General features: G+C 60.8%; 26 protein-coding genes and 1 tRNA gene. 6 read left to right on the forward strand and 21 right to left on the reverse strand.

The genetic code is table 11. The features are described from left to right. Positions 1 to 60 precede the first annotated feature (60 nt). From AC1DUY_RS28985 to rpoZ, 14 genes are all read right to left on the reverse strand, one after another. Positions 61 to 522: a cupredoxin domain-containing protein gene (locus AC1DUY_RS28985; RefSeq protein ID WP_478118801.1), complete on the reverse strand. Its 462-nt coding sequence runs from the start codon at positions 520 to 522 to the stop codon at positions 61 to 63. A 52-nt stretch (positions 523 to 574) separates the two neighbouring features. Continuing rightward, entirely contained in the window at positions 575 to 1,960 is a 1,386-nt protein-coding gene (locus AC1DUY_RS28990; RefSeq protein WP_478118803.1) for a multicopper oxidase family protein, read from the reverse strand. 13 nt (positions 1,961 to 1,973) lie between these two features. Next, on the reverse strand, positions 1,974 to 3,440 hold the full coding sequence (locus AC1DUY_RS28995; protein WP_478118805.1) for a TolC family protein: 1,467 nt from the start codon (positions 3,438 to 3,440) through the stop codon (positions 1,974 to 1,976). 9 nt (positions 3,441 to 3,449) lie between these two features. Then, positions 3,450 to 3,743, reverse strand: a complete 294-nt coding sequence (locus tag AC1DUY_RS29000) for a hypothetical protein (protein ID WP_478118807.1) — start codon at positions 3,741 to 3,743, stop codon at positions 3,450 to 3,452. Between the two features lie 77 nt (positions 3,744 to 3,820). Continuing rightward, positions 3,821 to 4,309 carry a hypothetical protein gene (locus tag AC1DUY_RS29005; protein WP_478118808.1) on the reverse strand — a complete coding sequence of 163 codons (489 nt, stop codon included), beginning with the start codon at positions 4,307 to 4,309 and terminating at the stop codon, positions 3,821 to 3,823. A gap of 81 nt (positions 4,310 to 4,390) precedes the next feature. Then, positions 4,391 to 5,140, reverse strand: coding sequence for a DNA repair protein RecO (gene recO, locus AC1DUY_RS29010; RefSeq protein ID WP_089263820.1), 750 nt, complete (start codon positions 5,138 to 5,140; stop codon positions 4,391 to 4,393). Between the two features lie 45 nt (positions 5,141 to 5,185). Further along, positions 5,186 to 5,578, reverse strand: coding sequence for a hypothetical protein (locus AC1DUY_RS29015; RefSeq protein ID WP_120292114.1), 393 nt, complete (start codon positions 5,576 to 5,578; stop codon positions 5,186 to 5,188). Between the two features lie 33 nt (positions 5,579 to 5,611). After that, complete coding sequence (gene era / locus AC1DUY_RS29020) at positions 5,612 to 6,565, reverse strand: GTPase Era (RefSeq protein ID WP_175368495.1); 954 nt, start codon at positions 6,563 to 6,565, stop codon at positions 5,612 to 5,614. Beyond that, positions 6,555 to 7,436, reverse strand: a complete 882-nt coding sequence (gene rnc, locus AC1DUY_RS29025) for a ribonuclease III (RefSeq protein ID WP_478118811.1) — start codon at positions 7,434 to 7,436, stop codon at positions 6,555 to 6,557. Before rnc ends, era begins: the two co-directional genes overlap by 11 nt. Then, on the reverse strand, positions 7,373 to 8,131 hold the full coding sequence (gene lepB, locus AC1DUY_RS29030) for a signal peptidase I (protein WP_089264616.1): 759 nt from the start codon (positions 8,129 to 8,131) through the stop codon (positions 7,373 to 7,375). Before lepB ends, rnc begins: the two co-directional genes overlap by 64 nt. Positions 8,132 to 8,416: 285 nt before the next feature. Continuing rightward, on the reverse strand, positions 8,417 to 8,836 hold the full coding sequence (gene acpS / locus AC1DUY_RS29035) for a holo-ACP synthase (RefSeq protein WP_093761400.1): 420 nt from the start codon (positions 8,834 to 8,836) through the stop codon (positions 8,417 to 8,419). Continuing rightward, positions 8,833 to 9,597, reverse strand: coding sequence for a pyridoxine 5'-phosphate synthase (locus AC1DUY_RS29040; RefSeq protein WP_441229935.1), 765 nt, complete (start codon positions 9,595 to 9,597; stop codon positions 8,833 to 8,835). The genes acpS and AC1DUY_RS29040 overlap by 4 nt, the downstream gene beginning before the upstream one ends. A 32-nt stretch (positions 9,598 to 9,629) precedes the next feature. After that, on the reverse strand, positions 9,630 to 11,951 hold the full coding sequence (locus tag AC1DUY_RS29045) for a RelA/SpoT family protein (RefSeq protein ID WP_093761398.1): 2,322 nt from the start codon (positions 11,949 to 11,951) through the stop codon (positions 9,630 to 9,632). A 153-nt stretch (positions 11,952 to 12,104) separates the two neighbouring features. Further along, complete coding sequence (gene rpoZ / locus AC1DUY_RS29050; protein ID WP_068732476.1) at positions 12,105 to 12,497, reverse strand: DNA-directed RNA polymerase subunit omega; 393 nt, start codon at positions 12,495 to 12,497, stop codon at positions 12,105 to 12,107. Between the two features lie 369 nt (positions 12,498 to 12,866). Between rpoZ and AC1DUY_RS29055 the strand changes: the two genes are divergently transcribed. Together AC1DUY_RS29055 and AC1DUY_RS29060 are read left to right on the forward strand one after the other, a co-directional pair. Beyond that, on the forward strand, positions 12,867 to 13,493 hold the full coding sequence (locus AC1DUY_RS29055) for a LabA-like NYN domain-containing protein (RefSeq protein ID WP_068732474.1): 627 nt from the start codon (positions 12,867 to 12,869) through the stop codon (positions 13,491 to 13,493). Next, entirely contained in the window at positions 13,474 to 14,184 is a 711-nt protein-coding gene (locus AC1DUY_RS29060) for a uracil-DNA glycosylase (protein WP_478118816.1), read from the forward strand. Before AC1DUY_RS29055 ends, AC1DUY_RS29060 begins: the two co-directional genes overlap by 20 nt. 53 nt (positions 14,185 to 14,237) lie before the next feature. On the opposite strand, the gene AC1DUY_RS29065 is transcribed toward AC1DUY_RS29060, so the two are convergent. The 4 genes from AC1DUY_RS29065 to dapA all read right to left on the reverse strand — a co-directional run bounded on the left by AC1DUY_RS29065 (position 14,238) and on the right by dapA (position 16,801). Beyond that, positions 14,238 to 14,813, reverse strand: a complete 576-nt coding sequence (locus AC1DUY_RS29065) for a peroxiredoxin (RefSeq protein ID WP_478118818.1) — start codon at positions 14,811 to 14,813, stop codon at positions 14,238 to 14,240. Positions 14,814 to 14,851: 38 nt separating this feature from the next. Next, a complete protein-coding gene (gene smpB / locus AC1DUY_RS29070) occupies positions 14,852 to 15,325 on the reverse strand; it encodes an SsrA-binding protein SmpB (protein ID WP_068732465.1) in 474 nt (157 codons plus the stop codon). A gap of 65 nt (positions 15,326 to 15,390) precedes the next feature. Continuing rightward, positions 15,391 to 15,807 carry a large conductance mechanosensitive channel protein MscL gene (gene mscL / locus AC1DUY_RS29075; RefSeq protein WP_089263809.1) on the reverse strand — a complete coding sequence of 139 codons (417 nt, stop codon included), beginning with the start codon at positions 15,805 to 15,807 and terminating at the stop codon, positions 15,391 to 15,393. A gap of 100 nt (positions 15,808 to 15,907) precedes the next feature. Then, entirely contained in the window at positions 15,908 to 16,801 is an 894-nt protein-coding gene (dapA, locus tag AC1DUY_RS29080; protein ID WP_478118821.1) for a 4-hydroxy-tetrahydrodipicolinate synthase, read from the reverse strand. Positions 16,802 to 17,137: 336 nt separating this feature from the next. On the opposite strand from dapA, the gene AC1DUY_RS29085 reads away from it, so the two are divergent. Next, complete coding sequence (locus AC1DUY_RS29085; protein WP_478118891.1) at positions 17,138 to 19,297, forward strand: lytic transglycosylase domain-containing protein; 2,160 nt, start codon at positions 17,138 to 17,140, stop codon at positions 19,295 to 19,297. 174 nt (positions 19,298 to 19,471) lie between these two features. Here the strand turns inward: AC1DUY_RS29085 and AC1DUY_RS29090 are convergent, their stop codons facing one another. Then, positions 19,472 to 20,998, reverse strand: coding sequence for a porin (locus tag AC1DUY_RS29090; protein WP_478118823.1), 1,527 nt, complete (start codon positions 20,996 to 20,998; stop codon positions 19,472 to 19,474). Positions 20,999 to 21,665: 667 nt separating this feature from the next. Between AC1DUY_RS29090 and AC1DUY_RS29095 the strand changes: the two genes are divergently transcribed. Further along, positions 21,666 to 21,756 (forward strand) — tRNA-Ser (locus AC1DUY_RS29095). 263 nt (positions 21,757 to 22,019) lie between these two features. Then, complete coding sequence (locus AC1DUY_RS29100; protein ID WP_478118824.1) at positions 22,020 to 22,550, forward strand: DUF4145 domain-containing protein; 531 nt, start codon at positions 22,020 to 22,022, stop codon at positions 22,548 to 22,550. A gap of 197 nt (positions 22,551 to 22,747) precedes the next feature. Here the strand turns inward: AC1DUY_RS29100 and AC1DUY_RS29105 are convergent, their stop codons facing one another. Beyond that, positions 22,748 to 23,068 carry a hypothetical protein gene (locus tag AC1DUY_RS29105; protein ID WP_478118826.1) on the reverse strand — a complete coding sequence of 107 codons (321 nt, stop codon included), beginning with the start codon at positions 23,066 to 23,068 and terminating at the stop codon, positions 22,748 to 22,750. 151 nt (positions 23,069 to 23,219) lie between these two features. Here AC1DUY_RS29105 and AC1DUY_RS29110 point away from each other — a divergent pair, with 151 nt between their 5' ends. Further along, positions 23,220 to 23,612: an AprI/Inh family metalloprotease inhibitor gene (locus AC1DUY_RS29110; protein ID WP_478118828.1), complete on the forward strand. Its 393-nt coding sequence runs from the start codon at positions 23,220 to 23,222 to the stop codon at positions 23,610 to 23,612. Between the two features lie 65 nt (positions 23,613 to 23,677). Here the strand turns inward: AC1DUY_RS29110 and AC1DUY_RS29115 are convergent, their stop codons facing one another. Then, positions 23,678 to 23,947 (reverse strand): hypothetical protein, encoded by a 270-nt coding sequence (locus AC1DUY_RS29115; RefSeq protein WP_478118830.1) that lies wholly within the window; start codon positions 23,945 to 23,947, stop codon positions 23,678 to 23,680. Positions 23,948 to 25,113 lie beyond the last annotated feature (1,166 nt).

Raw genomic sequence — 25,113 nt, forward strand, 5'->3', positions numbered from 1 at the left:
TTCATAGTGCAGTCCTTTGCGTGAGATTGAGCTGTTTGCATCTGAGCTGTTTGCATCGGCCTATTTCACGATGATCTTGCCGGTCATCCCCAATTCGCGATGCGTCGGGATCAGGCATGAATATTCGAACGTCCCTGCCTTCGAGAACTTCCACAGGATTTCCCCGGACTTCTTGGCAGCGAGACGCAGGCCATTGGGCTCGTCATGCTCCATATCGGGATTTTTCTTCATCGCTTCGCCGTGCTTCAGATTCTCTGCCGTGGTCGCCAGCAGGAATTCATGTGCTTCTGTCCCCGCGTTACGGATGACGAAGCGAATCTGCTCGCCGCGCTTCACCTCAATGACCGCAGGCGAATAATCCATCTCGTTCATGCTGACGACAATCTCCCGCGCCGGTTTTTTGGGATCGCCGGGTTCGCCAGCCGAATATCCTCCGTGCTTGTCGTGGGCCGCAGCAGCAGCCGAGTAAGCCATCGCGGCCAGCATGACGCCGCAACCGATGTATTTTCGAGTCTCGTTCATTTCAGTTTTCCGTGTTGATTGTTGTCTGTGATGACGATGTGCAGTCCTGGCCCTACATTCCCTTCATTTTCATGCCCTTCTTCATGTCCATCGGCTTCGATCCTTGGCCTTTGATGGTTTTGTCCTTCACGCTCGTCTGTCGTGGCACTTCGCTCTGCGGCGCCTCGATCTCATAGGCCACCGTGCCTTTCGGGAAATCGTAAGGACCCGGATCGCGGTAATCGTCGCGCGCGAGTCCGTCCCGCACCTTCATGACGCTGAACATGCCGCCCATCTCGATCGGACCGAACTGACCTGATCCCGTCATCATCGGCAGAGTGTTGTCAGGCATCGGCATCTCCATCTCGCCCATGGCACCGCCGGTGGATCCCATCACCATCGCGTCCGGCGCCAGCTTGCCGACTGCCTTCGCCAGATCCTTTTTGGAGACGCCGATCAGGTTTCTGACGTCGTGACCCATCGCATTCATGGTGTGATGCGACTTGTGGCAGTGGAACGCCCAATCGCCGGGATTGTCGGCGACAAAATCGAATGCGCGGATCGCACCCACCGGCACGTCAGTGGTGACTTCCGGCCATTGCGCGCTGTCAGGCACCCATCCGCCATCGGTACAGCTGACCGCAAACTTGTGCCCATGCAGATGGATCGGATGGTTGGTCATCGTGAGATTGCCCACCCGTATCCGCACACGGTCGCCGAGACGCACCGGCAACGGATCGATGCCGGGAAAGACGCGACTGTTCCACGCCCACATATTGAAGTCGGTCATCTCGTTGACCTTCGGCAGATAGGTACCGGGATCGATGAGATAGCTGCTCATGATGAAGACGAAATCGCGATCGACGGGCCGGAAGCTGGTGTCGCGGGGATGCACGACCATCATCCCCATCATGCCCATCGCCATCTGGACCATCTCGTCCGAATGCGGGTGATACATGAACGTGCCGCTGTGCTTCATCTCGAATTCGTAGACGAAGGTCTTGCCGGGCTTGATGTGCGGCTGGCTCAGCCCGCCGACGCCATCCATGCCACTTGGCAGGATCACACCGTGCCAATGCACGGTCGTGTGCTCCGGCAGTTTGTTGGTAACGAAGATGCGAACCTTGTCGCCTTCGACAGTTTCGATCGTCGGCCCCGGCGACTGGCCGTTGTAGCCCCAGAGATAGGCCTTCATGCCATCGGCGAATTCGCGCTCGACGGGCTCGGCGACCAGATGGAATTCCTTCCAGTCGCCATTCATACGCCACGGCAACGTCCAGCCGTTGAGCGTAACCACCGGATTGTAATCGGGTCCACTCGACGGATGCAGCGGCGGCTGCATCGTTACCTTGTCCATCATGGGCGCTTCGGGAATATTCGCGGCCTGCACGCGGCCGGTCACCGCAGCCGCACTGGCAAGCACCGTGGCTGTGCCGAGAAAGTTTCGCCGGGACAACATGGTTTTCTCCATTTCAGTGCCCTCCTCCACTGGACGCCTGCGCGGCCGTCGCGGATCTTGTTTCGGATGATGGTTCGCTGCGGCCGCCGCCATTGATCGCGGTCTGCAGTTCCGACTGCGCGAGCCAGAAATTGCGCTTGGCCTCGATGGCTGCGCGCAAAGCTGCGATGCGTTGGCGGGCCTCGGTCAACAGCGCGAATACATCGACCTGCATGCTGCTGAAGCGCAATTGCATCTCCTCCGAGATGATCTTGCGCAGCGGCAACACCTCGCGCTGGTAGTGACCGGCGATATCGTAGGTCGAGCGATAGACCCTGAAGGCATCGCGCGCTTCGGAGCGGATATTCACCGCCTTCTCGGTCAACAGGTTGAAGGCCTGATTATAGGTCTCCGCCGCCTGTCGAACTCGCACTTCACCACCGTCAAAGATCGGAATCTGAAACTGCACGTCGAAGCCGCGTTCGCGGAACGGCGGCCCCTCCGGATCCCGCGTCTTGCGGTCGATGGCGGCGACGTCGAGCAATGTCACGAACCGGCTTGCTTCGGTCAGATTGAGCGACCGGGCGAGTGCGGCCAGTTCAATGCGCGCAATCTGCAGGTCAATACGATGTGCGATGGCATCGACTTCGATCCCCGGCAGCGACAGCGGCTGACGCGGCAGACCCGGCAGCTTCTGCGGCAGCCTGATGCCGATGTCGGTGTCCCAGAGACCGAGCAGACGGATCAAGCGCTCGCGCGAACTCGTGGCCTCCTGGCGGAGCGTTGCGAGATCGGCGGTCGTCTCCGCGTAGAATACCTGCTCGCGGGCTTGATCGAGTTTGTTCAGCGACCCGGTCTCGCCCAGCTTCTGGGCGAGTTGCGCTGTGGCTTCCGCCGTCGACTTGGCGTCCGTTAGCAGGCCGACAAGTTCGTTGGCAGCGACGGCGCGGTAGTAGGTGCGTCTGACGTCCGCGGCAAGCCGCAGCGTCTCTTCTGCGGCACGCAATTGCGCCTTCTGGAATCGCTGACGGGCGATCTCGGAGCGGAACGGCAGTGTCGCCAGCGCGAGAATATCGCCGACGACCTGTCGCTCGATTTCCAACGCGCCGTTGCCGGAAATGCGCGAGATCGAGAATGTCGGATTAGGCGGCAGGCTGTCGCCGACGAGATCCGTTTCCGCAAGCGCCAATTCATTATACGCAGCCTGCAGGCCGCGATTGCTGAGCAATGCGATCTGCACCGAGCTGTCGACTGTCAATGGCCGCCGCAGCAGGGCTTTGACGGTTGCATCGGCACGTTGTGCGTCATCCGTCGTCCGGATCGCAATCACGTCCTTGTTGATGGTCCCGCTTGCTACCCCGGCGACGACGCCCATACCGCCGTCAGGCGAGAACGATGCACATCCCGCCAGCAACAGCGCCGACAGCAGCGAAATGCTGGCTGCAGACCTTGAACCGAATTGGCGCGCATGCGTGCGCGACTTGTGATGCTTATTGAACATGACGCGCCCCTACCGGCCAGATTTCGGCATAGGAGCGACACGGTCGTTCTGCTCGCGCCATGACGACGGGGCAACCGGCCGAAGGTTGCTGTAAGGAGCCACGGTGGAGCGATAGCCGACGCCAGCGACCTTGGTGCCGGGATCTGCCGGGTCGGCGCCAGCCAACGGTGCGGTCACTGGCATGCAGCCACCGAGCGACATACTGGCAGCGGTCATCGCTGCGAGGATTCCAAATCTGATATCGAATAGCTTCCCGACCACCGAACAAACGGCGGCGAGCTTCGCCCCAAGCTGCGCAAGCATGTTATCTTCCTGAAATGACGATGGATCACAGGCGCGCGTGCCCTTAACGGGCGCGGCACCGCGTCGATACGATCAGATCAGGAAATGGGAGGGCGGTAGAGCCGGGCGGGTGCGCTGTCGGTGACCGCGCGATAGCCTTCGATGACACGAAGGACCGTCGGCACCGAAGGGGTCACGATGTCAGTCAGCGGTGCCGGCAGCGCGGAGACACACATCAGGCCGCAGCATGGACCGTTCGGTGAGTGCGGGACCTTGTGCGGACCGGAAGCATCGTCGATCGCCGTCAATGCATGGTCGCCATCAGTCTGTGCGGCTGCAGAGTGTGCAGCAGATGCGTGCGCGACAGAGTGATCGTGCGCGTGACCATCCCCATGCATGTGCGCCAACGCGCTGCTGTTAACATGAACCATGCCGGTCATATGACTTTCGCCAGTCAGGCACGGCGCGACCGGGTGCTGTCCCGGCAAGGCAAGGGAGATCGTCGGCGCCAGCACGCACAACAAATAAACCAGGGCGACGAACCACCCTGCTCTCAGCCGCTGCACTCTGGTCAGACGAACCAGCATCTGGATGCGATATCTTCCCATCAACCCGTCAACGCACGGAACATAGACGCGAATCCGGCATTCGCCAATGTCGAACTTGCCTCAGGACGATGAGATTCGCGCGAGGTGCCGCGTCACCGCGTTGATGAACCCTTCGCGGGCGTCGGAATGGCCCTGCCCGCGCGGTTCCAGCACGTTGCGGAGCAGAAAGCGCCCGGTCAGGTCGAAGCCATCCTGCAGGTCGCGGTCGGAGATGCTGTTCTGGCCGTCTTCACTCTCGCGCAGGAATGACGGCAGCCGCATCAGCCGGTCGCGATACGGTTCACCCGCGGTCCGGGACACCGCGTTGCCAGATTTGGGTGACACGTAAATCAGGTCAGAGGTCACGCCGGTGGCAGCGCAATTCTCCAGATCGAGGCCGAAGCCGAGTTCGGTCAACATCGCCAGCTCAAACCGGATCACATGGAGCGCGGCTTCGCCGACATCATCGAAGTCATCCAGGATGCGCTCCAGCGTCTCGTAGATGTCTTCATGCGGATCGCGCTCAGGCAGCAACCGCGCCAGCGAGGCGAGATGGGTGATGCCGTAGACCGCATGGGACGAACCCAGCAGCGTCGCGGCACGCATCAACGTGCCTTCCATCAGGTAATAGCCGAGCTGTTCGTCCAGCCGCGCCCGCCATATCGCCTGCACGCTATTGCCGGGTTGCAGCAGCGGTCGCATCTTTGACCCCGCACCACCGCGCACCAGGCCGAGATGACGACCATGGCTACGCGTCAGCAATTCGACGATGGCACTGGATTCGCCATGCCGCCGCACGCCAAGGATGATGCCCTCGTCCGTCCATTCCATGGGGGGCAGTTTACAGGAATTCGGCAGCCGCCGCAGTAAATGCGATCAGGCCTTGAACCAGGTTTTCGCATCGCCGGTGAAAGCGCAATACAGCCCGAGCCCGGTCAGGATGCATGACACGATCTCGATCGCACTGTCGAACTGCAGTCCGTACAGGCCAAGCACCTGAAACAGCGACAATACCGAGAAGGCCAGCGACACCACCAGCACCCAGCGCGGCCAGCCCTTGCGGTGATAGGCGGCGAGCCAGACGAGCCAGACGAAGAACAACAGCATGCAAGCGGCGACCAGATTCGCCGCCATGATGGTGCTCTCGGACATCGCAAGGTCAGGCGTGCGGTCCTGGAACGCGATCGACAGCGCGTCGAGGATCAGCGACATGTAGAGCAGGACTTCGAAATAGAAGACGTTCTTCGGAAGGTTGGCGGGAGCGGTCATCTTGTCGGCTGCACTTCCATCATCGCTCCCCGATCACTCGTGAGGAAATTCGAGGCCCATTTCGCGATAACGATTGGGATCGTCGCCCCAGTTTTCGCGCACCTTCACGAACAGGAACAGATGCACGGGCGCGCCCACGATCTCGGTCAGCTCCCTGCGCGAGTCCGCACCGATCTGCTTGATCGTCGCGCCGCCCTTGCCGAGCACGATCTTGCGCTGGCTTTCGCGCTCGACGAAAATCGTCTGCTCGATCCGCACCGACTTGTCCTTGCGCTCGGTCCAGCTATCGGTCTCCACGGTCGATTGGTACGGCAGTTCCTGATGCAACTGGCGAAAGATCTTCTCGCGGGTGATTTCCGCCGCGAGATGCCGCATCGGCGCATCCGACATCTGGTCTTCGGGATAATGATACGGGCCGGCGGGAACGTCGGCTGCCAACCTGCGGCGCAGGTCGTCGACGCCGTCACCGGTCATCGCCGAGATCATGAAGGTCTCTTCGAACTTCAGCCGCTCATTGGCCATCTGCGCCAGCTTCAGCAGCTTTTCCTTGGAGACGATATCGACCTTGTTGATGACGAGGATCTTCGGGTGATTGACGCTCGCAAGCTGCGCGAAGATCGCCTCGGCCTCTTCGTTGATGCCCGCTTTGGCATCGAGCAGTACGCAAACGACGTCGGCATCATGCGCACCGCTCCATGCCGTCTTGACCATCGCCCGGTCGAGGCGCCGCTTCGGCAGGAAGATGCCGGGCGTATCGACCAGAATGATCTGGGCGTGGTTCTCGATCACGATGCCGCGGATCAGTGCGCGGGTGGTCTGCACCTTGCGCGAGACGATGGTGACTTTGGAGCCGACCAGCGCATTGACCAGCGTCGACTTGCCGACATTGGGCGCACCGATCAGCGCGACAAAGCCGCAGCGGGTCTCGGTAGGTGTCCCTGCGGACTCATGGTCTGGTTCAGCATCGTTCACGACATCATCCTTCATTGCCGCCACTGCTGACGCCTTCACGCGCAATCATCGCCTGCGCCGCGGCCTTCTCGGCGGCGCGCTTGCTGCCGCCCTCGCCTTCGGCCGGCGCAAACCCCTTCACATCCACCTCGATCTTGAAATGTGGATCGTGGTGCGGACCGGAGCGTTCGACCTCCCGATAGGCCGGTGTCGGCAGACCGCGGCCCTGGGCCCATTCCTGCAGCACCGTCTTGGGATCGCGCAACGGACGCACCGGCTTGCGCATGCGCTCGGTCCAGTTGCGCTGCACGAAGCTTTCCGCAGCCGGATAGCCGCCATCGAGGAAGATCGCGCCGATCACGGCTTCGCAGATATCGCCGAGGACCGACTTGCGCAACCGCTGACCGGCGCCGGCGCCGACCGTGCCGAGCTTAATACCCTCGAGGAGACCCAACAGCCGTGCGACGTCGGCGCATGCTTCCTTGCGGACGAGGTCGGCGAGTCGCTTCGACAACTCGCCTTCATCCGCATTCGGGAAAGCGCGAAACAACATGTCGGAGACCACGAGGCCGAGTACGTGGTCGCCGAGAAACTCGAGACGCTGGTAGCTCTCGGTCCGGCTGCGCTGCGACTTCAGGGCCGACACATGGGTGAAGGCTGTCGCCAGCAGCAGAGGATCCTTGAAGCTGTGGCCGATGCGCGTTTCGATCTCGGCTGCGGCGACCTTCGCCGCTGCGCGTGCCTTCTTCTTCCGGGCAGCAGCCGTCTCCGGCGTAGCCTCGGTCGTCGAGCTAACTTCGGCGGTCTTCGGCGCGGTCTCGATGGGATTGTTGGAGTCGTCGGTCATCGCACGATAGAGAAAATTCGATTCCAGCGTACGGCGGTCGGCCAGCGCCAGATCTGCCAAGCATGTTCGCCTTCGGCGATCGAGAAGAAGATCATTTGCGCGCGACCGACGAGATTCTCGAACGGCACATAGCCGACGGCCGACAGCACCCGGCTGTCCGTCGAATTGTCGCGGTTGTCGCCCATCATGAAGAAATTGCCAGGCGGCACGGTGTAGACATTGGTGTTGTCGTAGAAACCGTTGTCGACGCAATCGAGCGTCTCATAGGTGACGTTATTGGGCAGCGTTTCCTTCCAGCGCTTGACGCGCGCCGTTGCGTCGGAACCGCACGGATCTTCGCCGACGAAGTCGCTCATACGCTCGCGCTGCACGGGCTTCTCGTTGATGTAGAGTAGCCCCTCTTTCATCTGGACGCGGTCACCGGGCAGACCGATCACGCGCTTGATGTAGTCGGTGGAGTCGTCCTTCGGCAGACGGAACACCACGACGTCACCGCGCGACGGCTCGGAACCGAAGACGCGGCCGGAGAAGATATTCGGCGACAGCGGGATCGAATAGTGGCTGTAGCCGTAGGAATATTTCGAGACGAACAGGTAATCGCCGACCAGAAGCGTGGCCTTCATCGAGCCCGACGGGATATTGAAGGGCTGGAACAGGAAGGTCCGGATCACCAGCGCGATCAGCAGTGCGTTGATGACAACACGGATGGTCTCGCCGACGCCGCTTTCAGTCTTGGTCCCGGATGTCACACTCATCGCTTTCCCGATTCCCGCAGCGTCGCCGCGCGGCTGGTAGCGCATTTTGGGGCAAGGCGGCGTCGCGCCTCGCACGAAAAATGCATTAGATTCATATAATTACGGCAAAGTCCTGCAAATGCCATGAGCGGCGTCAGCGAGAATTGGCGTCGGTTCGGTGTCCTCGCAGGTTTAAACGGTTGTTGGTAACGGTGCAATGAACCGCCCCGAAAAGCCGCTATTTCCCGCCAGTTTGACGTGCCGGCTTGTGATCGCACCGCTTCAGGTGCGGCTCCCGGCCAGCCCTCAGGGCTTGGGCGACGGGACGGCCGAAATTATGACGAAAGCCTGCGCCAGGGGCCAATCGTCCGTGATCGACAGATCGATCTGGGCCTCGTGGCCGGGCGGTATCAGGGCCTGCAGGCGTTCCAGCGCGCCGCCGGTGAGCTTCATGGAGGGTTTGCCACCCGGCAGATTGACGACGCCCATATCCCGCCACCAGACGCCCTGACGGATGCCGGTGCCCAGCGCCTTGGACATGGCCTCCTTGGCAGCGAAACGCTTGGCATAGGTCGCGACCACCATCCTCTCGCTCTTCGCGCGGCGCTGCGCCCTCGCCCGCTCGGCCTCGGTGAAGATGCGATCGAGGAAGCGATCGCCATGGCGTTCGATCACCTTGGCAACGCGCGTAATGTCGATCAGATCGGAACCGATGCCGATGATCATGAGGCGCTCTTGGACTGCATCCGCCCGCGATCCATCGCGGCGCGCATCAGGCGCACCGTATCGGACAGACCGATGAACAGTGCCTCGCCGATCATATAGTAGCCGATGTTCAGCTCCATGATTTCGGGCAGCGCCGAAATCGTCTCGGCGGTCGCATAGTCGAGGCCATGGCCGGCATGCACTTCCAGGCCTGCGGACTTCGCCAGCCTGGCGCCGGCGGCAATGCGCTGCCACTCGTTGGCGGCCTTGGCCGTATCGCCATCGGTGATGGCATCGCACCAGGCGCCCGTGTGGAGTTCGATCACGGGGGCCTTCAGTTTGGCAGCCATTTCGATCTGCTTGGGATCAGCCGCAATGAACAGCGACACCCGAACGCCTGCCTCTGTGAAGCGTGCGATCGACGGCTCCAACGATTCACGCTGGCCGACCACGTCGAGGCCGCCCTCGGTGGTCAATTCTTCGCGCCGCTCCGGCACCAGACAGACCGCATGTGGCTTCACCGACAGCGCAATCCGCACCATGTCCGGCGTCGCCGCCATTTCGAAATTCAGCGGCTTGGAGATCTCCGCTTTCAATCGCTCCATATCGGCGTCGCGGATGTGGCGACGATCCTCACGCAAATGCGCCGTGATGCCGTCGGCACCAGCCGAAATAGCTTCCAGCGCAGCGCGGACCGGATCCGGGTGCTTGCCGCCCCGCGCGTTGCGCAGGGTCGCGACGTGATCGATGTTGACGCCGAGGCGCAGCGAGGATGATGACATGACGGAATTCCAGAAGACCTTAAGGGAAGACGCTACCCATTGACCCGCTCGACCTTGGCGACAACAGCCTTGGCGCGCAACTGATTGATGATCGCGCTGAGATGCTTGAGGTCATAGACACCAAGATCGATGGTCTGTTCGGTGAAATCGGGCGAGCGTCGATGCATGCTGATATTGTCGATATTGCCGTCATGGTCGGCAATCACCTGGGCGATCTGCGCCAAACTGCCGGGCTCGTTGACATTCTGCAAAAAGAGTCTGGCCGGGAAACGCTGCGGCGAGGATTCATCGATATCCCAGCGCACGTCGACCCAGCGCTCCGGCTCTTCCTCAAAATCCTTCAGCGCCGGTGACTGGATCGGATAGATCGTGATGCCCTCGCCCGGCGTAACGATGCCGACGATGCGGTCGCCTGGCACGGCGCCACCGTTCGGAGCGAATTTAATTGGCAGATCGGAATCGACGCCACCGATCGAGATGATCGAGGTGAAGCGTGCCGCGCCATCCGGCGTTCTGACCTTGTCCGCCGTCGACTTCTTGTTGTTGGCCGAAAAGCGGCCGATGCGCTCTTCCTTGTAGTCGGGATACATCGCACGCGCGACGTCCGCGGCGCGCAATTCGCCGCGGCCGACCGAGGCCATCACATCGTCGATAGACGTGCGCGCCAGACGCGGCAGCGCGCCCTTCAACTGGTCGTCCGAATATTCCATCTTGGCGCGCACGAACAGGCGCTCGACGATCCGGCGGCCGAGGCTGGCATATTGATCACGGACCGCTGTTCGCGTCGCACGGCGAATGGCGGCGCGCGCTTTGCCAGTGACCGCCAGGCCTTCCCACGCGGATGGCGGCGCCTGCTGTGCGGCCGAAGTCAGCACCTCGACTTCGTCGCCATTCTGCAATTCGGACGACAGCGGCGCGAATTTGCCGTTGATCTTGCAACCGACCGCACTGTTGCCAACGTCGGTATGCACGGCATAGGCGAAGTCGACGACATTGGCGTTGCGCGGCAGCGCGATCAGCTTGCCCTTCGGCGTGAAGCAGAACACCTGGTCGTGGAACAGTTCGAGCTTGGTATGCTCCAGGAATTCTTCCGGATTGGTGCTCTCCGAGAGAATGCCGATGGTATGGCGCAGCCACGAGAACGCGTTGGATTCGCGCTTGAGCATTTCGGTCGGCGAACCGATGCCATCCTTGTAGAACGCATGCGCCGCGATGCCGTATTCGGCGATGCTGTTCATGTCCTCGGTGCGGATTTGCAGTTCGACGCGCTGGTTGCCGGGGCCGATCACCGTGGTGTGGATCGAGCGATAATCGTTCTGCTTCGGCGTCGAGATGTAGTCCTTGAAGCGGCCCGGCACGACGGGCCAGGTCGTGTGCACCACGCCGAGTGCGCGGTAGCACGCCTCCATATCCTGCAGCACGACGCGGAAGCCGTAAATGTCCGACAGCTGCTCGAAGCCGACCGACTTGCGCTTCATCTTGGTCCAGATCGAAAACGGCTTCTTGCGCCGGCCAGTGACCCGCGCCGTGATGCCGTTCTTCTCCAGCTTCGTAGAGAGATGGCTCTCGATCATGTCGATGAGGTTGCGATTGCGCTCGGTCAACGAGTCCAAGCGCTGCATCACCACCAGATAGGCGTCGGGATCGAGCACCTTGAACGACAGTTCCTCAAGCTCCTCGCGCATCGCCTGCATACCCATACGGCCGGCGAGCGGCGCATAGATGTCGAGGGTCTCCTCGGCGATGCGACGGCGCGAGGCTGGCGGCATGAACTCCATCGTCCGCATATTGTGCAGACGGTCGGCGAGCTTGATCAGCAGGACCCGGACGTCGTCGGCGATCGCCAGCAGCAGCTTGCGCAGGTTCTCGGCCTGTTTGGCTTCGCGCGACACCAGTTCAAGCCGCTTCAGCTTGGTCAGGCCCTCGACCAGCGCGCCGATTTCGGCGCCGAACAGCTTGTCGATTTCGGTCCGGGTGGCCTCGGTGTCCTCGATCGTGTCGTGCAGCAGCGCCGCCACGATGGTGGCGTCGTCGAGCTTGAGGTCGGTGAGGATCGCCGCCACTTCCAGCGGATGGGAGAAATACGGGTCGCCGGAGGCCCGTGTCTGCTCGCCATGGGCGACCATGGCATAGACATAGGCGCGGTTGAGCAGATCCTCATCGGTGTTCGGGTTATAGGCCCGGACGCGGTCCACCAGATCGTATTGCCGCATCATCCGGACACGGGACGTCCGCGGCACCTTGGCCGGAATTGGCGTCTCTGCAGACAGCGCTTCAGGCGAAACTGGCGAGACCGCGGCGACCGTGTCGTTCGCAGCCTGCATCTGCCGTTTATTACGGCGCGAAGTCGCCATCCTAGCCTCGTTCGATCCGGTCAGCAGCGACCTGGATTCTTCATCTCAAGTTTGCCCCGAAACGGACTGCAAAAGCAAAGGCCCGGAAGCATGTCCGGGCCTTTGTGATGACTGATAATCAAAACGGTTAAGCAAAAAACCGTGTGTATCGCTTTACTCGTCTTCTTCGGGCTGCTCTTCCGGCGGAGCGAGGCCCTCGAGACCCTTGAGGAGCTCTTCTTCGGTCATGCGCTCGACGGCCACTTCGGTATCGTCGGCATCGACGCTGGCGCCAGCGGAACCGATCAGCGGAATCGTATCCGGCTCCGGCTCGTCGACTTCCACGAACTTCTGCAGCGAATGGACCAGTTCCTCACGAAGATCTTCCGGGGAAATGGTCTGATCAGCGATTTCGCGCAGCGAAACAACCGGATTCTTGTCGTTGTCGCGATCAATCGTAAGTTGTGAACCGGACGAGATCATTCGTGCCCGGTGTGCTGCCAGCAACACCAGGTCGAACCGGTTGTCGACCTTATCGATGCAATCTTCGACGGTTACGCGCGCCATAAAATGTCGCTCCGTTTGTTGTGGGACCGAATATGATGATTAAGTCCCGTAGGTATAGGGGCTTTGCGGCATTCGCAAGGACCAATTTGGAATTGCGCCCTTCTTGGCTTGGTTTTCTGCCGCACTATGGTACCCTCAAAAAGACCGCAGAAGCGGTGGCACCATCTGGCCAGAAGCGGATATCTCGACACCAAAAGGCTTCATTGCAAGGGCAGATGGATCGGCATATTCGGGCAGTTCCAGACCAGCTGATTGCGTGGCGTCAATAAGGCCGATCCGACGAAGAGCGGACGACAAATGTGATTCAAATGCGCAACGACGAAGTCGCGCCAAAAACGCTAACAACAACAAACCACATGAGAAAACTTGATGTCCCTCACATCTAACAAGATCGCACTCTTCATCGACGGCGCCAACCTGTACGCCACCGCCAAGACCCTCGGCTTCGACATCGACTACAAGCGCCTCCTCAAGGAATTTCAGAGCCGTGGCACCCTCGTCCGGGCCTTCTATTACACCGCCATTATCGAGGATCAGGAATACTCGTCGATTCGCCCGCTGATCGATTGGCTCGATTACAACGGCTATACGGTGGTAACCAAGGCCACCAAGGAATTCATCGATGCGTCCGGCCGACGCAAGGTGAAGGGCAATATGGACATCGAGCTCGCCGTCGATGCCATGGAACTGGCCGAACATGTCGACCAGATCGTGCTGTTCTCGGGCGATGGCGACTTCCGCTCCCTGGTCGAAGCCGTGCAGCGTCGCGGTGTCCGCGTCACCGTGGTGTCCACCATCTCGAGCCAGCCCCCCATGATCGCCGACGAGTTGCGCCGGCAGGCAGACGTGTTTACCGATCTCATGGAGCTGCAGAGCAAGCTCGGCCGCGATCCGGCAGAACGCCCTGCTCCGCGCGAACCGCGTCACCAGACGCCGCAATTCCTGCAGCGCGCGACCACCATGGCGCCACGAGGCGATGAAGATTTCGAAGACTAAGACGCAACTCAGCAGACAACAGCCGGCGGTGGTCGCAACCGCGATTTCCGCTGGCACTTCCACCGATCCCGGGCGCGATTGTCCCCTGTGCCCCCGCCTCGTCGAGTACCGGCTGGAGGTGCGCGAGCGTGACCCCGACGGCTACAACGGCCCCGTGCCGTCCTTCGGCACCTCGGATGCAGCACTGCTGATCGTGGGCCTCGCCCCCGGCGTGCAAGGCGCCAATCGTACCGGGCGTCCCTTTACCGGCGACTATGCCGGCGATCTGCTCTACGAGACCTTGCTCGATTTCGGCTTTGCCTCCGGCACCTATGAAGCACGCCCTGATGACGGGTTAGTGCTGCAGGATTGCCGGATCACCAATGCCGTGCGCTGTGTACCACCCCAGAACAAGCCGCTCCCCGTCGAGATCACCACCTGCCGGCCGTTCCTGATTGCCACGATGGACACCATGCCGCGATTGCGCGCTATCGTGCTGCTGGGCCGCGTCGCCCACGACACCATGCTGAGGACGCTCGGCATTCGCGCCGTCACGGCGCCCTTTGCGCACGGCGCCGTCCACGATGTCGGCCGCTTCAAGCTCTACGACAGCTATCACTGCTCGCGTTACAACACGAACACGCGCGTGCTGACGCCGGAGATGTTTCGTGCGGTGTTTGCGCGGGTGAAGGCGGATCTGAGTGATGCCTAACCTGTAGCCCGGACGAGCGAAGCGCTATCCGGGCTACGACCGCGACAACGCGATCAAACCGGGTTCGCCTTCATCCATTCCAGCACATCGCCCGCGTTCCGGTCCGGTGGAAACACCGGATAGAACACATGGGTGATCTTGCCGTCGTCGATGATCATGGCCATGCGCTTGATCATCGTGAGATCGGCAACCTCCATGGTCGGCAGGCTGAGTGCGTCGCTCAGCTCAAGTTGCTCGTCGGACAACACCGGAAACGGCAGATGCAGCCGCCCGGCCATTTCAGTCTGATATTCGTTGCTCTGCGTCGACAGGCCAAACACATGCTTGGCACCAGCGGCCTTCAGCTCCGCGAACAGATCCCGGAACGAACAGGTTTGCGGTGTGCAGCCACGCGCGCCCGGGATCATGTCCCAGTCATCGACCAGCCCGATTTTGCCGGGCTCGCCTGTGCGCGGATAGCCAAACACCACGGTGCGGCCGGTGAGTTCGGACAGCGTAACCGCTGTATCGTTCGTGGCGCGCAGGCTGACCGGTGGGATGGTCATGCCGGTCAGATGATTGGCGGCGCCGTCGTCTTCCGGCGCCGGAATCTTGCTCCAGTCGACTTCGAGCAGGTTGCCTTGCGTCATCTCATCCTCTTGTTTGAAAGAATGGGCGACGCCCAGCCTTATCCCCGCGCGCGCAACAGACGGCCCTTCTCGCGGCCCCAGTCGCGGTCCTTCTCGCTCGCACGTTTGTCGTGGAGCTGCTTGCCCTTGGCCAGCGCAAGCTGCAGCTTAACCCGGCCGCGTTCGTTGAAGTACATCTTCAACGGCACAAGGGTCATGCCCTGGCGTTCTACCGCACCCATCAGCTTGTTGATCTGCTTGCGATGCAGCAGCAGCTTGCGCGGCCGCTTCGGCTCGTGGTTGAAACGGTTGGCCTGCAGATATTCAGGGATGTTGCAGTTGATCAGCCAGATCTCGCCGTCCTTCGGATCGGCGTAGGATTCCGCAATGGTGCTCTTGCCGTTGCGGATCGACTTCACCTCGGTGCCTGTCAAGGCGATACCCGCCTCGACCGTGTCCTCGACGGCATAGTTGAACCGCGCCTTGCGGTTCTCGGCGATCACCTTGATCGGGCGTTCGTTCTTTTCGGCCATCGTTCAATACTTTCAGCGTGCTGACCGAATATAGGTGCCGCGAATGCCCGACCCAAGCCTTGGGCTCAGGCCTTCTTGAGCAGGTCGCGGATCTCGGTCAGCAGTTCTTCTTCACGGGTCGGCTTCGGCGGTTCAACCGGCTTGGCGGCATCGTTGCGCTTCAGCTGGTTCATGAAGCGGATCACCAAGAACAGGACAAAGGCGACAATGATGAAGTTCAGCGTCAGGGTCAGGAAGCTGCCCCAGGCCAGCACGGCGCCCTGCTTCTTGGCGTCGGCCAGATTGGTTGCCGTAACGGATTTTGAGAGACCCGTGAAGTAATTCGAGAAATCGAGACCGCCGGTGATGGCACCGATGATCGGCATGATGACGTCGGCCACCATCGACGAGACGATGGCACCGAAGGCCGCGCCGATGATCACGCCGACCGCGAGATCGACCACATTGCCCTTCATCGCGAAATCGCGAAATTCCTTCAGCATCTGCAATTCCTTTTTGTTTTCAACGAACGATAAGTACGCGCTTACAAATAGGGAGAGATGACGCAGCCAAAATCACTCAACATCCGGTTGATGCAGATACCTAGTTGATGAGGCCGGCGAAGACCATGGCGTCGCGGATCACCTTGCCGGTCGGCGGCGTCACCGTCATCAGCGGCAGACGTACCTCTTCCTTGATGCGGCCCAGCAAAGCGAGGCCGTGCTTGGCGCCGGCAAGGCCCGGCTCCTTGAAGATCGTGTCATGCAGCGGCGTCAGGCGATCCTGGACCTTGAGCGCCCCGGCATAGTCGCCCTTGAGCACCAGCGACATCAGTTCGGCACACAGCTTCGGCGCAACATTCGCCGTCACCGAAATGCAGCCATGGCCACCCGCCGCCATATAGGCCAGCGCGGTCATGTCTTCGCCGGACATCTGGATGAAATCCGGTCCCATCGCGTGACGCTGCTTGGACACACGCGCGAGATCGGCAGTGGCATCCTTCACGCCGGCGATGTTCTTCAGCTCATACAGGCGCGCCATGGTGTCCACGGACATATCGACCACCGAACGGGGCGGAATATTGTAGATGATGATCGGAATGCCGATCGCGTCGTTCACCGCCTTGAAGTGCTGATACATGCCCTCTTGCGTGGGCTTGTTGTAATACGGCGTCACCACCAGCACTGCATCGGCGCCGGCCTTCTCGGCGTGCTTCGCCAGTGCCACCGCTTCCTTGGTGGAATTGGACCCGGCGCCAGCGATCACCGGCACGCGGCCCTTGGCTTCGTCGATGCACCATTCGACGACCTTGTAGTGCTCTTCGTGGCTCAGCGTCGGGCTCTCGCCCGTGGTGCCGACCGGAACGAGGCCGTTGCTGCCCTCGGCGATCTGCCAGCTGACGAGCGCACGAAAGCCTGCCTCGTCCAGCGCGCCATCTTTGAACGGCGTGACCAGCGCGGTGTAAGACCCCCGGAAATTCGTCTTGGTGGCTGCCATGGTCTGCTCCGAACGCGATGCGGCTTTAGCCGTCTGCTTGAACCGATTGATTGAACAGCAAGTCTTATCGAGTCTATGGCTGCGGCGAAAGACCGCCCGAAGCGGTTTCAGCGCGGTTTACCGGCTGTTTGGCCGTGATTTCGCCGCCGTGGCCGGGCAGAGAGGAGCAAACGGTTACAGAAATTGACGATTTGGTCACCGTTTCAATCAAATACATCATGGGAATGCGTGCGATTGTCTGATTCGCCGCGAGGGAATGCCGTGAAGCACCTGTTCCTCACCACGACTGCGCGGCGGACGGCCTTGCAACGGACAGCCTTGGGCTCCGGTCTGGCGCTGGCGGTCGGAGTATCGGTGCTGGCCGTCGAGGCCCGGGCGGCCACCAAGGTTCCATTGCCGAAAGCGCGCCCCATTGCGCGTAGCGCCGCACAGGTCGCCACGGCCGTGGCGGCCCCGGCGAAGCCGCTCGCGCCAGATGCTGCGAGCTCGGCTTCTGTAATCCAGCCCGCCACACGCCAGCATGCGGCGATTCCCCCTGCTGCCAAGAAGCCAGTCGCCCGCGCCGCGGTGGCGGCAACAACATCCACCCCACAGGCGGATGCCGAAACGCTCGAAAGCGTCATCGAGCTGATCCGCAAGCGCAAGGGTTCGGAAGCCGCGCAGGTCGTGCAAACGATTGGCGATCCGGTGGCGCGCAAGCTCGGCGAATGGATCTATCTGCGCAGCGATGACAATGGCGCTTCGGTCGAGCGCTACCGCGCTTTCGTCGCCGCCAATCCGAGCTGGCCATCGCAGACCTTCCTGCGACGCCGCATCGAAGCGGCGCTGTGGGACGACAAGCGCGACGACTCCGCGATCCAGTCTTATTTCGAGAGCGAGAAGCCGATTTCCGCCAAGGGCAAATTCGCTCTGGCCAAGTCGCTCCTCGCGCGCGGCGACCGCGCCGGCGCGGAGCGGCTGATCCGTGATGCATGGCGCAGCGATCCGTTATCGGGCGATACCGAGAACATGGCCATCGACATGTTCGGTCCGCTGATCACACCCGGCGATCACAAGGCGCGCATGGACATGCTGCTCTATGGCAGCGATTCAGATGCCGCGGTGCGCTCTGCCAAACGCCTCGGCGGCGCGCAGATGGCTCTGGCCCGGGCGCGCATCGGCGTCACCAAGAAGGCATCGAACGCCAACGCGCTGCTCGCTGCAGTGCCGTCCGAGCTGCATAGCGACCCCGGCTACATCTTCAGCCACATTCAGCAGCTGCGCCGCGAGGAGAAATTCGGCGAAGCAGCGCGGCTGATGATTGCAGCGCCGCGCGAACCGCAGCGCCTGCACAATCTCGACGAATGGTGGATCGAGCGACGTCTCACGGCGCGCAAGTTACTCGACGTCGGCGAACATCGCTCGGCCTATCTCGTGGCACGCGATGCTGCCCTGCCGGCGCGCGACATCTACAAAACCGAGCAGGAGTTCACTGCCGGCTGGATCGCGCTGCGCTTCCTGAAAGATCCCGCGACGGCCGCACAGCACTTCGCACGCATCGGCGTCGGCAGCGTCAATCCGACAGCTCTCGCCCGCGCCGGTTACTGGCAGGGCCGTGCTGCAGAAGCCGCAGGCCGCAGCCAGGAAGCGCGTGCCGCCTATACGCGCGCAGCAGAGCAATCCACCAGCTATTACGGCCAGCTCGCACGCGCCAAGCTTGGCCTGCAGCAGCTCGACATCAGTGGTGCATTGACCGCCCGCGCGCGTGGGCTCGATCGACTGGAAATCGTCCGCGCGGTGCAACTGCTCTACGCCATCGACGAGCGCGAAGTCGCCATTCCGATCTTCGGTGATGTCGGCGAAAACGGCGATCCGGAAGCTGTGCTCGGCCTTGCCGAGCTCGCGCAACAGAACAAGGATGCCCGCGGCACATTGCTGGTCGGCAAGGCGGCGCTCAATCGCGGCCTGCCGTTCGATCACTATGCCTATCCGACAACGGGCATTCCGAGCTATCGCCCGATCGGACCTGAAGTCGAATCCGCTGTCGTCTATGCGATCGCGCGGCAGGAAAGCGCCTTCAATCCGGCCGTCGTGTCGCCAGCCCAGGCCTATGGTCTGATGCAGGTGACGCCGAGCGCGGCGCAATACGTCACCAAGCGACATGGCGGCACCTATGACCTCGCCCGCCTCAAGGGCGATTCGGTTTACAACGCTACGCTGGGCGCCGCCGAACTTGGTGGCCTGCTCGAAGACTATCGCGGCTCCTACATCATGACCTTCGCCGGTTACAACGCCGGCCGCGGTAGCGTGCGCAAATGGATCGAACGCTACGGCGATCCGCGCGATCCCAAGGTCGATCCGGTCGATTGGGTCGAGTCGATTCCGTTCTCAGAAACGCGCAACTACGTCCAGCGCATCATGGAGAACCTGCAGGTCTATCGCGCCCGCTTCGGCGGCGGCTCACGGCTGCAGATCGAGGCCGACCTGCATCGCGGTGCCAGCAGCAGCGTCGAATAGCGTCAATCAGGACAGCGCAAATACGTCGGATGGGGTAGACCGCAGACGCGTAAGCGTCGAAGCGAAACCCGTCCTGCCCCTCGGCATAGCGATCAATCACGCAAGCAAAAACCCCCGGCAGTTTCCTGCCGGGGGTCTTTGTTTCAGATAGCGATTGCCGTGAGGCAGTCGATATTAGAACGAGCGCAGGATCTGCACCGAACCGTTGTAGAGGTTCTGGTTGCTCGTGTTCAGGAGCGTGCCGGCCGGCTTGCCGGACATGCTCGTCACGGCGTAGGTGCCGTTGAGGTTCTGCTCGAGGCGGCTGTAGGTGAATTCAGCCGACAGGGTCAGGTTCTTGACGGGGGTCCAGGCAGTACGGGTACCGATCTGGGCCACGGCGAAGTCGAAGTTGCCGGTGCCGGTGAAGGTGCCAGCGCGAGATGCTGCAGCCGACGAGCTGCTGGTGCCCGGACCACCCGTGGTGAGGCCCTGGAATGCGGCGAGCATCAGAGCATTGCCGTCACCGTACGAGATGCTGCTGTAGCTGCCGAACAGCGACGTGCGCCATGCCGGGTTCCAGTAGTGCTCGTAGAAGCCAGCGACCGACCAGGCTTCGCTCTGGATGATCTGGCCATTGGTGGTGTAGACGCCATCGAGAACGTAGCCGAAGCCGATGGTGTTGCCGTCGACCTTCGCGAAACGACCGCCGCCCGAGGTATCGGTGGTGCCGCCAGCGATCGCGTACTTCGCTGCGCCCTTGGCGTAGGTTGCTTCGAGCTTCAGAGTGTCACCAGCGCCGGTGGGCAGGTTCTTGAATTCAACCGCACCGTTGACTGCGAAACCGTATTTGTCGTCAGCGTGACCGGTAGCTTCGTTCGCGCCGTAGAAGCCCGGGGTAGCAGTGTGCATCGCAGCGCCGAAGTGCAGCGTGCCCCAAGCCTGGTCGAGGCGGATGTTGCCGACGACGTCAGGAATGTGGTTGCCGCCGTAGGCATTGCCGAGGAACGTGTTCGAGGTCGTGCCGTAGAAGGCCCCCGTGAACGTGCTCGCGCCCGGTCCGGTGATGAAAGAATTGGTATTCCAGAGGCCGGCGTTGCGGTAGGCCGAAGCGTTTTCGAGCGAGATCGTCGCCGACACGCCATTACCGAACGAAGCGGTGTAGGCGATCTGCGGGATACCGGTCGTGTTGTTCGAACCAGCCATGAAGCCCGACGAGATGTAAGGCTTGTTGAGGGCCCACTGCGGATCGAACTGCGAGACGGCCTTACCGAAGGTGAAGCCGGCGAACTGGATGAAAGCGTAGTCGACTTCGGTGAAGCCGCCAGCGATCGATTCACGGTTCTGCGAGAAGTCGAACTGCATGTTCGCGTAGGTACGAACGACACCGTATTCGGTGGCGGTGCGGGTATCTGTGGTCAGGTTGATACGTTCGCGGGTGATGAAATAATCCTTGGTCCAAAGATTATTGCCACCAGCGCCACCCTGCCAGAACGGGGTATCGTAAGCTGCGGCGTTGAACGAGGTGTCCAAACGGATCGCGCCGCCGATCTTGATGCAGGTATCGGTGCCCGGGATGTAGTAGAAACCCGCGCCGTAGAGGGAGCAGATCTTCACGTATTCGACCGCTTTGGCCTTGACGGGAAGATCGGCTGCCTGAGCTCCGCCAACGGCAAGCAGAGCTGCCGTCGAGCCGAGAATAAGGCCCTTAATCGTCTTCATGTAAACCTCCAAGTTGCTTTAGGGAAGGTTCTGCAACGGGGTGGAGGCCACCCTGAAGACAAGTCCCCTTAATCCCTGACAACCCGCAAACGCTCCGAATCACAAAACCCGCCGCACGAGCGTGCCGACGAGGTTCAGGACGAACCACCTTACGGGACGACCTCGGGATGCCCCCCTCCGTCGCACCGAGACCATCTCCTAAGGTCTCTCGCTCCGCAACAATGGAACGCCTCAAAGCGGCCTCCATTCGGCCGTTTCCCAGGCTGTGTTGCTTAAATCACACGGACTCGTGAATGCGCATTCTTGGCAAGCAATTGTTTCAACATAAGAATTTCTAGCGCCGCATTTCAGGGCACCGACCCATCCCGTAACGAGCAGAAACACATTCCCACCCGCATTCGATGTATCTGGCCGACTTTCCTGGCCCATCAGCCGAATCGTTTCACATCTGCCAGAGAATTCCGGCAAGTGCGGAACGGCGGATGGCCATCGATAAACGGCCCCGGGGGCCTATTTCCCTGCGGCAAATGCACGACAAGCGGGCGCGCCATCTGAAGATTATAAAGGCACATCCACATCTGACGTGTCCGATTTCTGCGAACATGCGCTACAGACTGCGATCTGGCGCTTGCGGCTCGCGACGGTGTCGGGCATATGCAGCAATGATGGAGCTGTGGCCGAGTGGCTGAAGGCACCGCTTTGCTAAAGCGGCATACCTCTCAAGGGTATCGAGGGTTCGAATCCCTCCGGCTCCGCCATTATTTTAATCAAGCACCTGATATCATTAAGAAAAGCGCATCCATGGGCTCCCTGCCCCAACCTGTGCCCCAAAAGATAACGGTGACAGGTCTTGTGGGAGAGCCGCACTATGAAGTGCCCGTTTTGCACGATCAATTTTCACGATAATTGGATCGAAGCTCCCGTTAGCCGAAACGGAAGACATTTATTGGTGCCGGGAGGCAACGAAAACCAAAGGTGGACACTCCGATCCGCTATTTGACCCGGTGCCGACTGCGGCAAGGTGACCATTGAACTATCTATACGCGATGCGCTGTCCAGCATCTACGCCATGCCATGGCGGCGTATCGTTCCAATCGGTGCAAATCGCGGACCTGTACCGGGCGTCGTTCCAAAACCAATCGCCGCTGACTATGTCGAGGCATGCAACGTACTACCGATTAGTCCGAAGGCATCGGCCGCCCTCTCTCGGCGGTGTCTGCAAAACATGATGCACGATCACGGCTACAAAGATCGAGATCTCGCGCGAGAGATCGATCTGCTACTCAAAGAGACCGATCCATTGAAGGCGTTCCCCCGGAAGCTGCGGCAGACAGTCGATGCGATCCGCAACTTCGGGAATTTCAGTGCTCATCCCATCGACGACAAGACGACGCTCCAGATCATCGACGTAGATCCACACGAGGCGGAATGGTGCCTCGAAACGATCGAAGAAATGTTCGATCATTTTTATGTCGGTCCCGCAGAAGCAGCAGCGAAGGAAGCTGGTCTTGATGCAAAGCTAAAAGCCGGCGGCAAGCCTCCCTCAAAGTAGGAAAACCCGCCGGGTCGCTCCGGCGAGTCTCTACCTGCTAGCGGTACTCAAACTCTCCGCTTAAGCGAATGATGCCCGGCAATCCCCAAAGAAGGATTCCGGACGCCTCTCCGCCATCACCTTCCACGACAGCATGCACACCCTCGCAGGACGACACTCGCGGTCGCCGCCGAGTCGTCACATCCTGGATGACGGACCTACCAGGTCTGGTTCCGCGAATTGTCTCCAACGCCATAGCCGTAGCCGGGATGCGATACCCCGCCTGCCCCGCCGACATAGCTGCCCCCGCCAACATAGCTGCCATAGGCATCACGCGGAGATGTGCGCCTCACCTGCCGGTTCTTGCGTGCCGCACTGATATCGGTGGATGTGACAGCAGCGGGCGCGCTGATCGATTGCGGATATGCGGGCGCCGATGCAGCAACTGCAGGCTGGGCTGCGCCAACGGCAATAACCACCAGACTCGCAACGCCGCTGGCGCGGATGATCGATGGGAGCGTGAGTTTCTTCGTCGACATGGCATTGTCCTTTTTGTTGCGCGGCCTCTCGGCCTCGTTGCAAGCGACGAGACAGACATTGGGGCGCACATGCCCGTTACAACCGTGATGCTCGTAACAAGGCCGTGACGTGGCTACGGTACATTTGGAAACATGCGAGGGAGTGCGCGATATGAAATGGGCCGCCGTGATGGCCGTCGCGATGGCGATCTCATCTGCCGCCTCGGGGCAGACCCTCAAGCTGATGGATCTCAAGGAGGTCGATCCGGCGCTGCTCAGGGATATCTACGGGACCTGGGAACTCCAGGACGCCAAGGGCAGGAAACGCTGCCGCGTGGTTTTGAAGAGCGAAAGCACCATCGGCGGCTCACAGATCGACGTGGCCAAGGACTGCGCCAGGACTTTCCCCGTCATGGACGAAATCGCGGCGTGGCGGCTCTATGAGGGTTGGACGATTGGCTTTGCCGACGCGACCCGCAAACTGCGCATCCAGTTCTCGACGCCGGACAACCGCTACGTGGCGGAGCCGGAGACCGACGGCATCTTCACCATCGTCAAGAAGTAGCGGCTCATCACCCTGCCCCGGCGGGCATCGCGCCTGCCGAACCACCGCGAAAACACGCAGTCGGCTTAGTGAACCGTCGACAACCAGGCGCGGGCATCGCGCTGCGCGGCAGCGATCTCGACATCCGACATCATCTCGGCGACTTCGCGGCGCATCGGGATGGCGTCGACCCGGCCCTTGAGGGCAGCGAGGTTGAACCACTTGTGCGCGGCGACGAGGTCAACGATCCCCGAGCGACCCGACGCCCAGTACAGACCGCGCTCGAACAGCACGTCCTGGATGGCGGTCTCTGCGATCGGTATCGCAGCTTCAAAATCAATCTGCCCCTGAAACATCGGTCATTCCTTTTTTTGCTTTTGCCGCCCCCAACCGAGCGCGGCTCCTGTCCGTTATCTGATGCAATCCCAACCGCCGTTTGCCGGCTTGTTGGGATCAATATGACCGATCAAATTTGAAGAGCAGTTTAAGTATCGGGATGAACGAAATCTGAAGAGCCGAAGCCTGAATCGGCCCGTACGCGGCCAAAAACCCAGCATTTATGCGGGTTTTCTGCATTTTCGCGGAATTTGGTTTACCCTGCTGTTTTGGGATGCCGTAACCATCTCGGCAGCGTCGGCAACCAGGGATATTAAAAGGGCCTGCTCCGCGCATGCGACGACGCCAATGCGAGATACGTCACAGCGAGCAGATCAAAAGCTATTCGGGATCGGGACATTCAAAGCGCCGGGGATGAACCGCACCGGCAAAAACGAGGGCGTCGGCAACACGTCAGGATCATATCTCATGTGGCCGGAGCCACCGATGAAACTGCGGACCAATGATCCGCACCGAATAAAGAACGCCAATCACGGAATGACCGGCTTCTTTGCCGGACCGGTTCGCGGGAAGAGCAAGCTCTGCCCCGGAGTGACGGTCCAGCCGTTTGACCTGATGTCTCGCCGACACCCTCTTTCGTCGACCAGAGTTGCGATCAATATCCGCTTCGAGAAGCAAATTGTCGTCGAGGCTCTCGTGACGTCGCCGGCGTTGCCACCGGCGTCGATCGTGGCAGAAGAAGTTACTTCTTCTTGGCGACCTTCTTGGTCTTCTTCGCGGTCTTCTTCACAGCGCTCTTCGCTGCCTTCTTGACGGTCTTCTTGACTGCCTTCTTCGTAGCTTTCTTGGCCATGTTGCCCTCCATAAAGAGATGACTTGATCGCTGCGTGCACTCGGGAATCGAAATGCACTTCATCCCGAATACACCAACGATTTCAAAAGAACAGTCTCCCGCTTAAGGAAGTGTTGATGAGCACAACGCGCCACTTCCCCCACGGGCTCAGTCACAACTTGAAATCCGGCACGCGAGGCGACGCGAGAAACGCCCGAAAACGCTGCGTCCATAAATGTCAAGATTGCAGAAAGTGCTTATTTTTTCCGTGCGCCCGCAATTCGTACTATCAAACAACTACACAAACTTCTGCCGTCCCCAAGCGTGAGTCGGGGCACTGAAAACAGCTGCCGC

This window comes from Tardiphaga sp. P4_G1 (genome assembly GCF_056401215.1).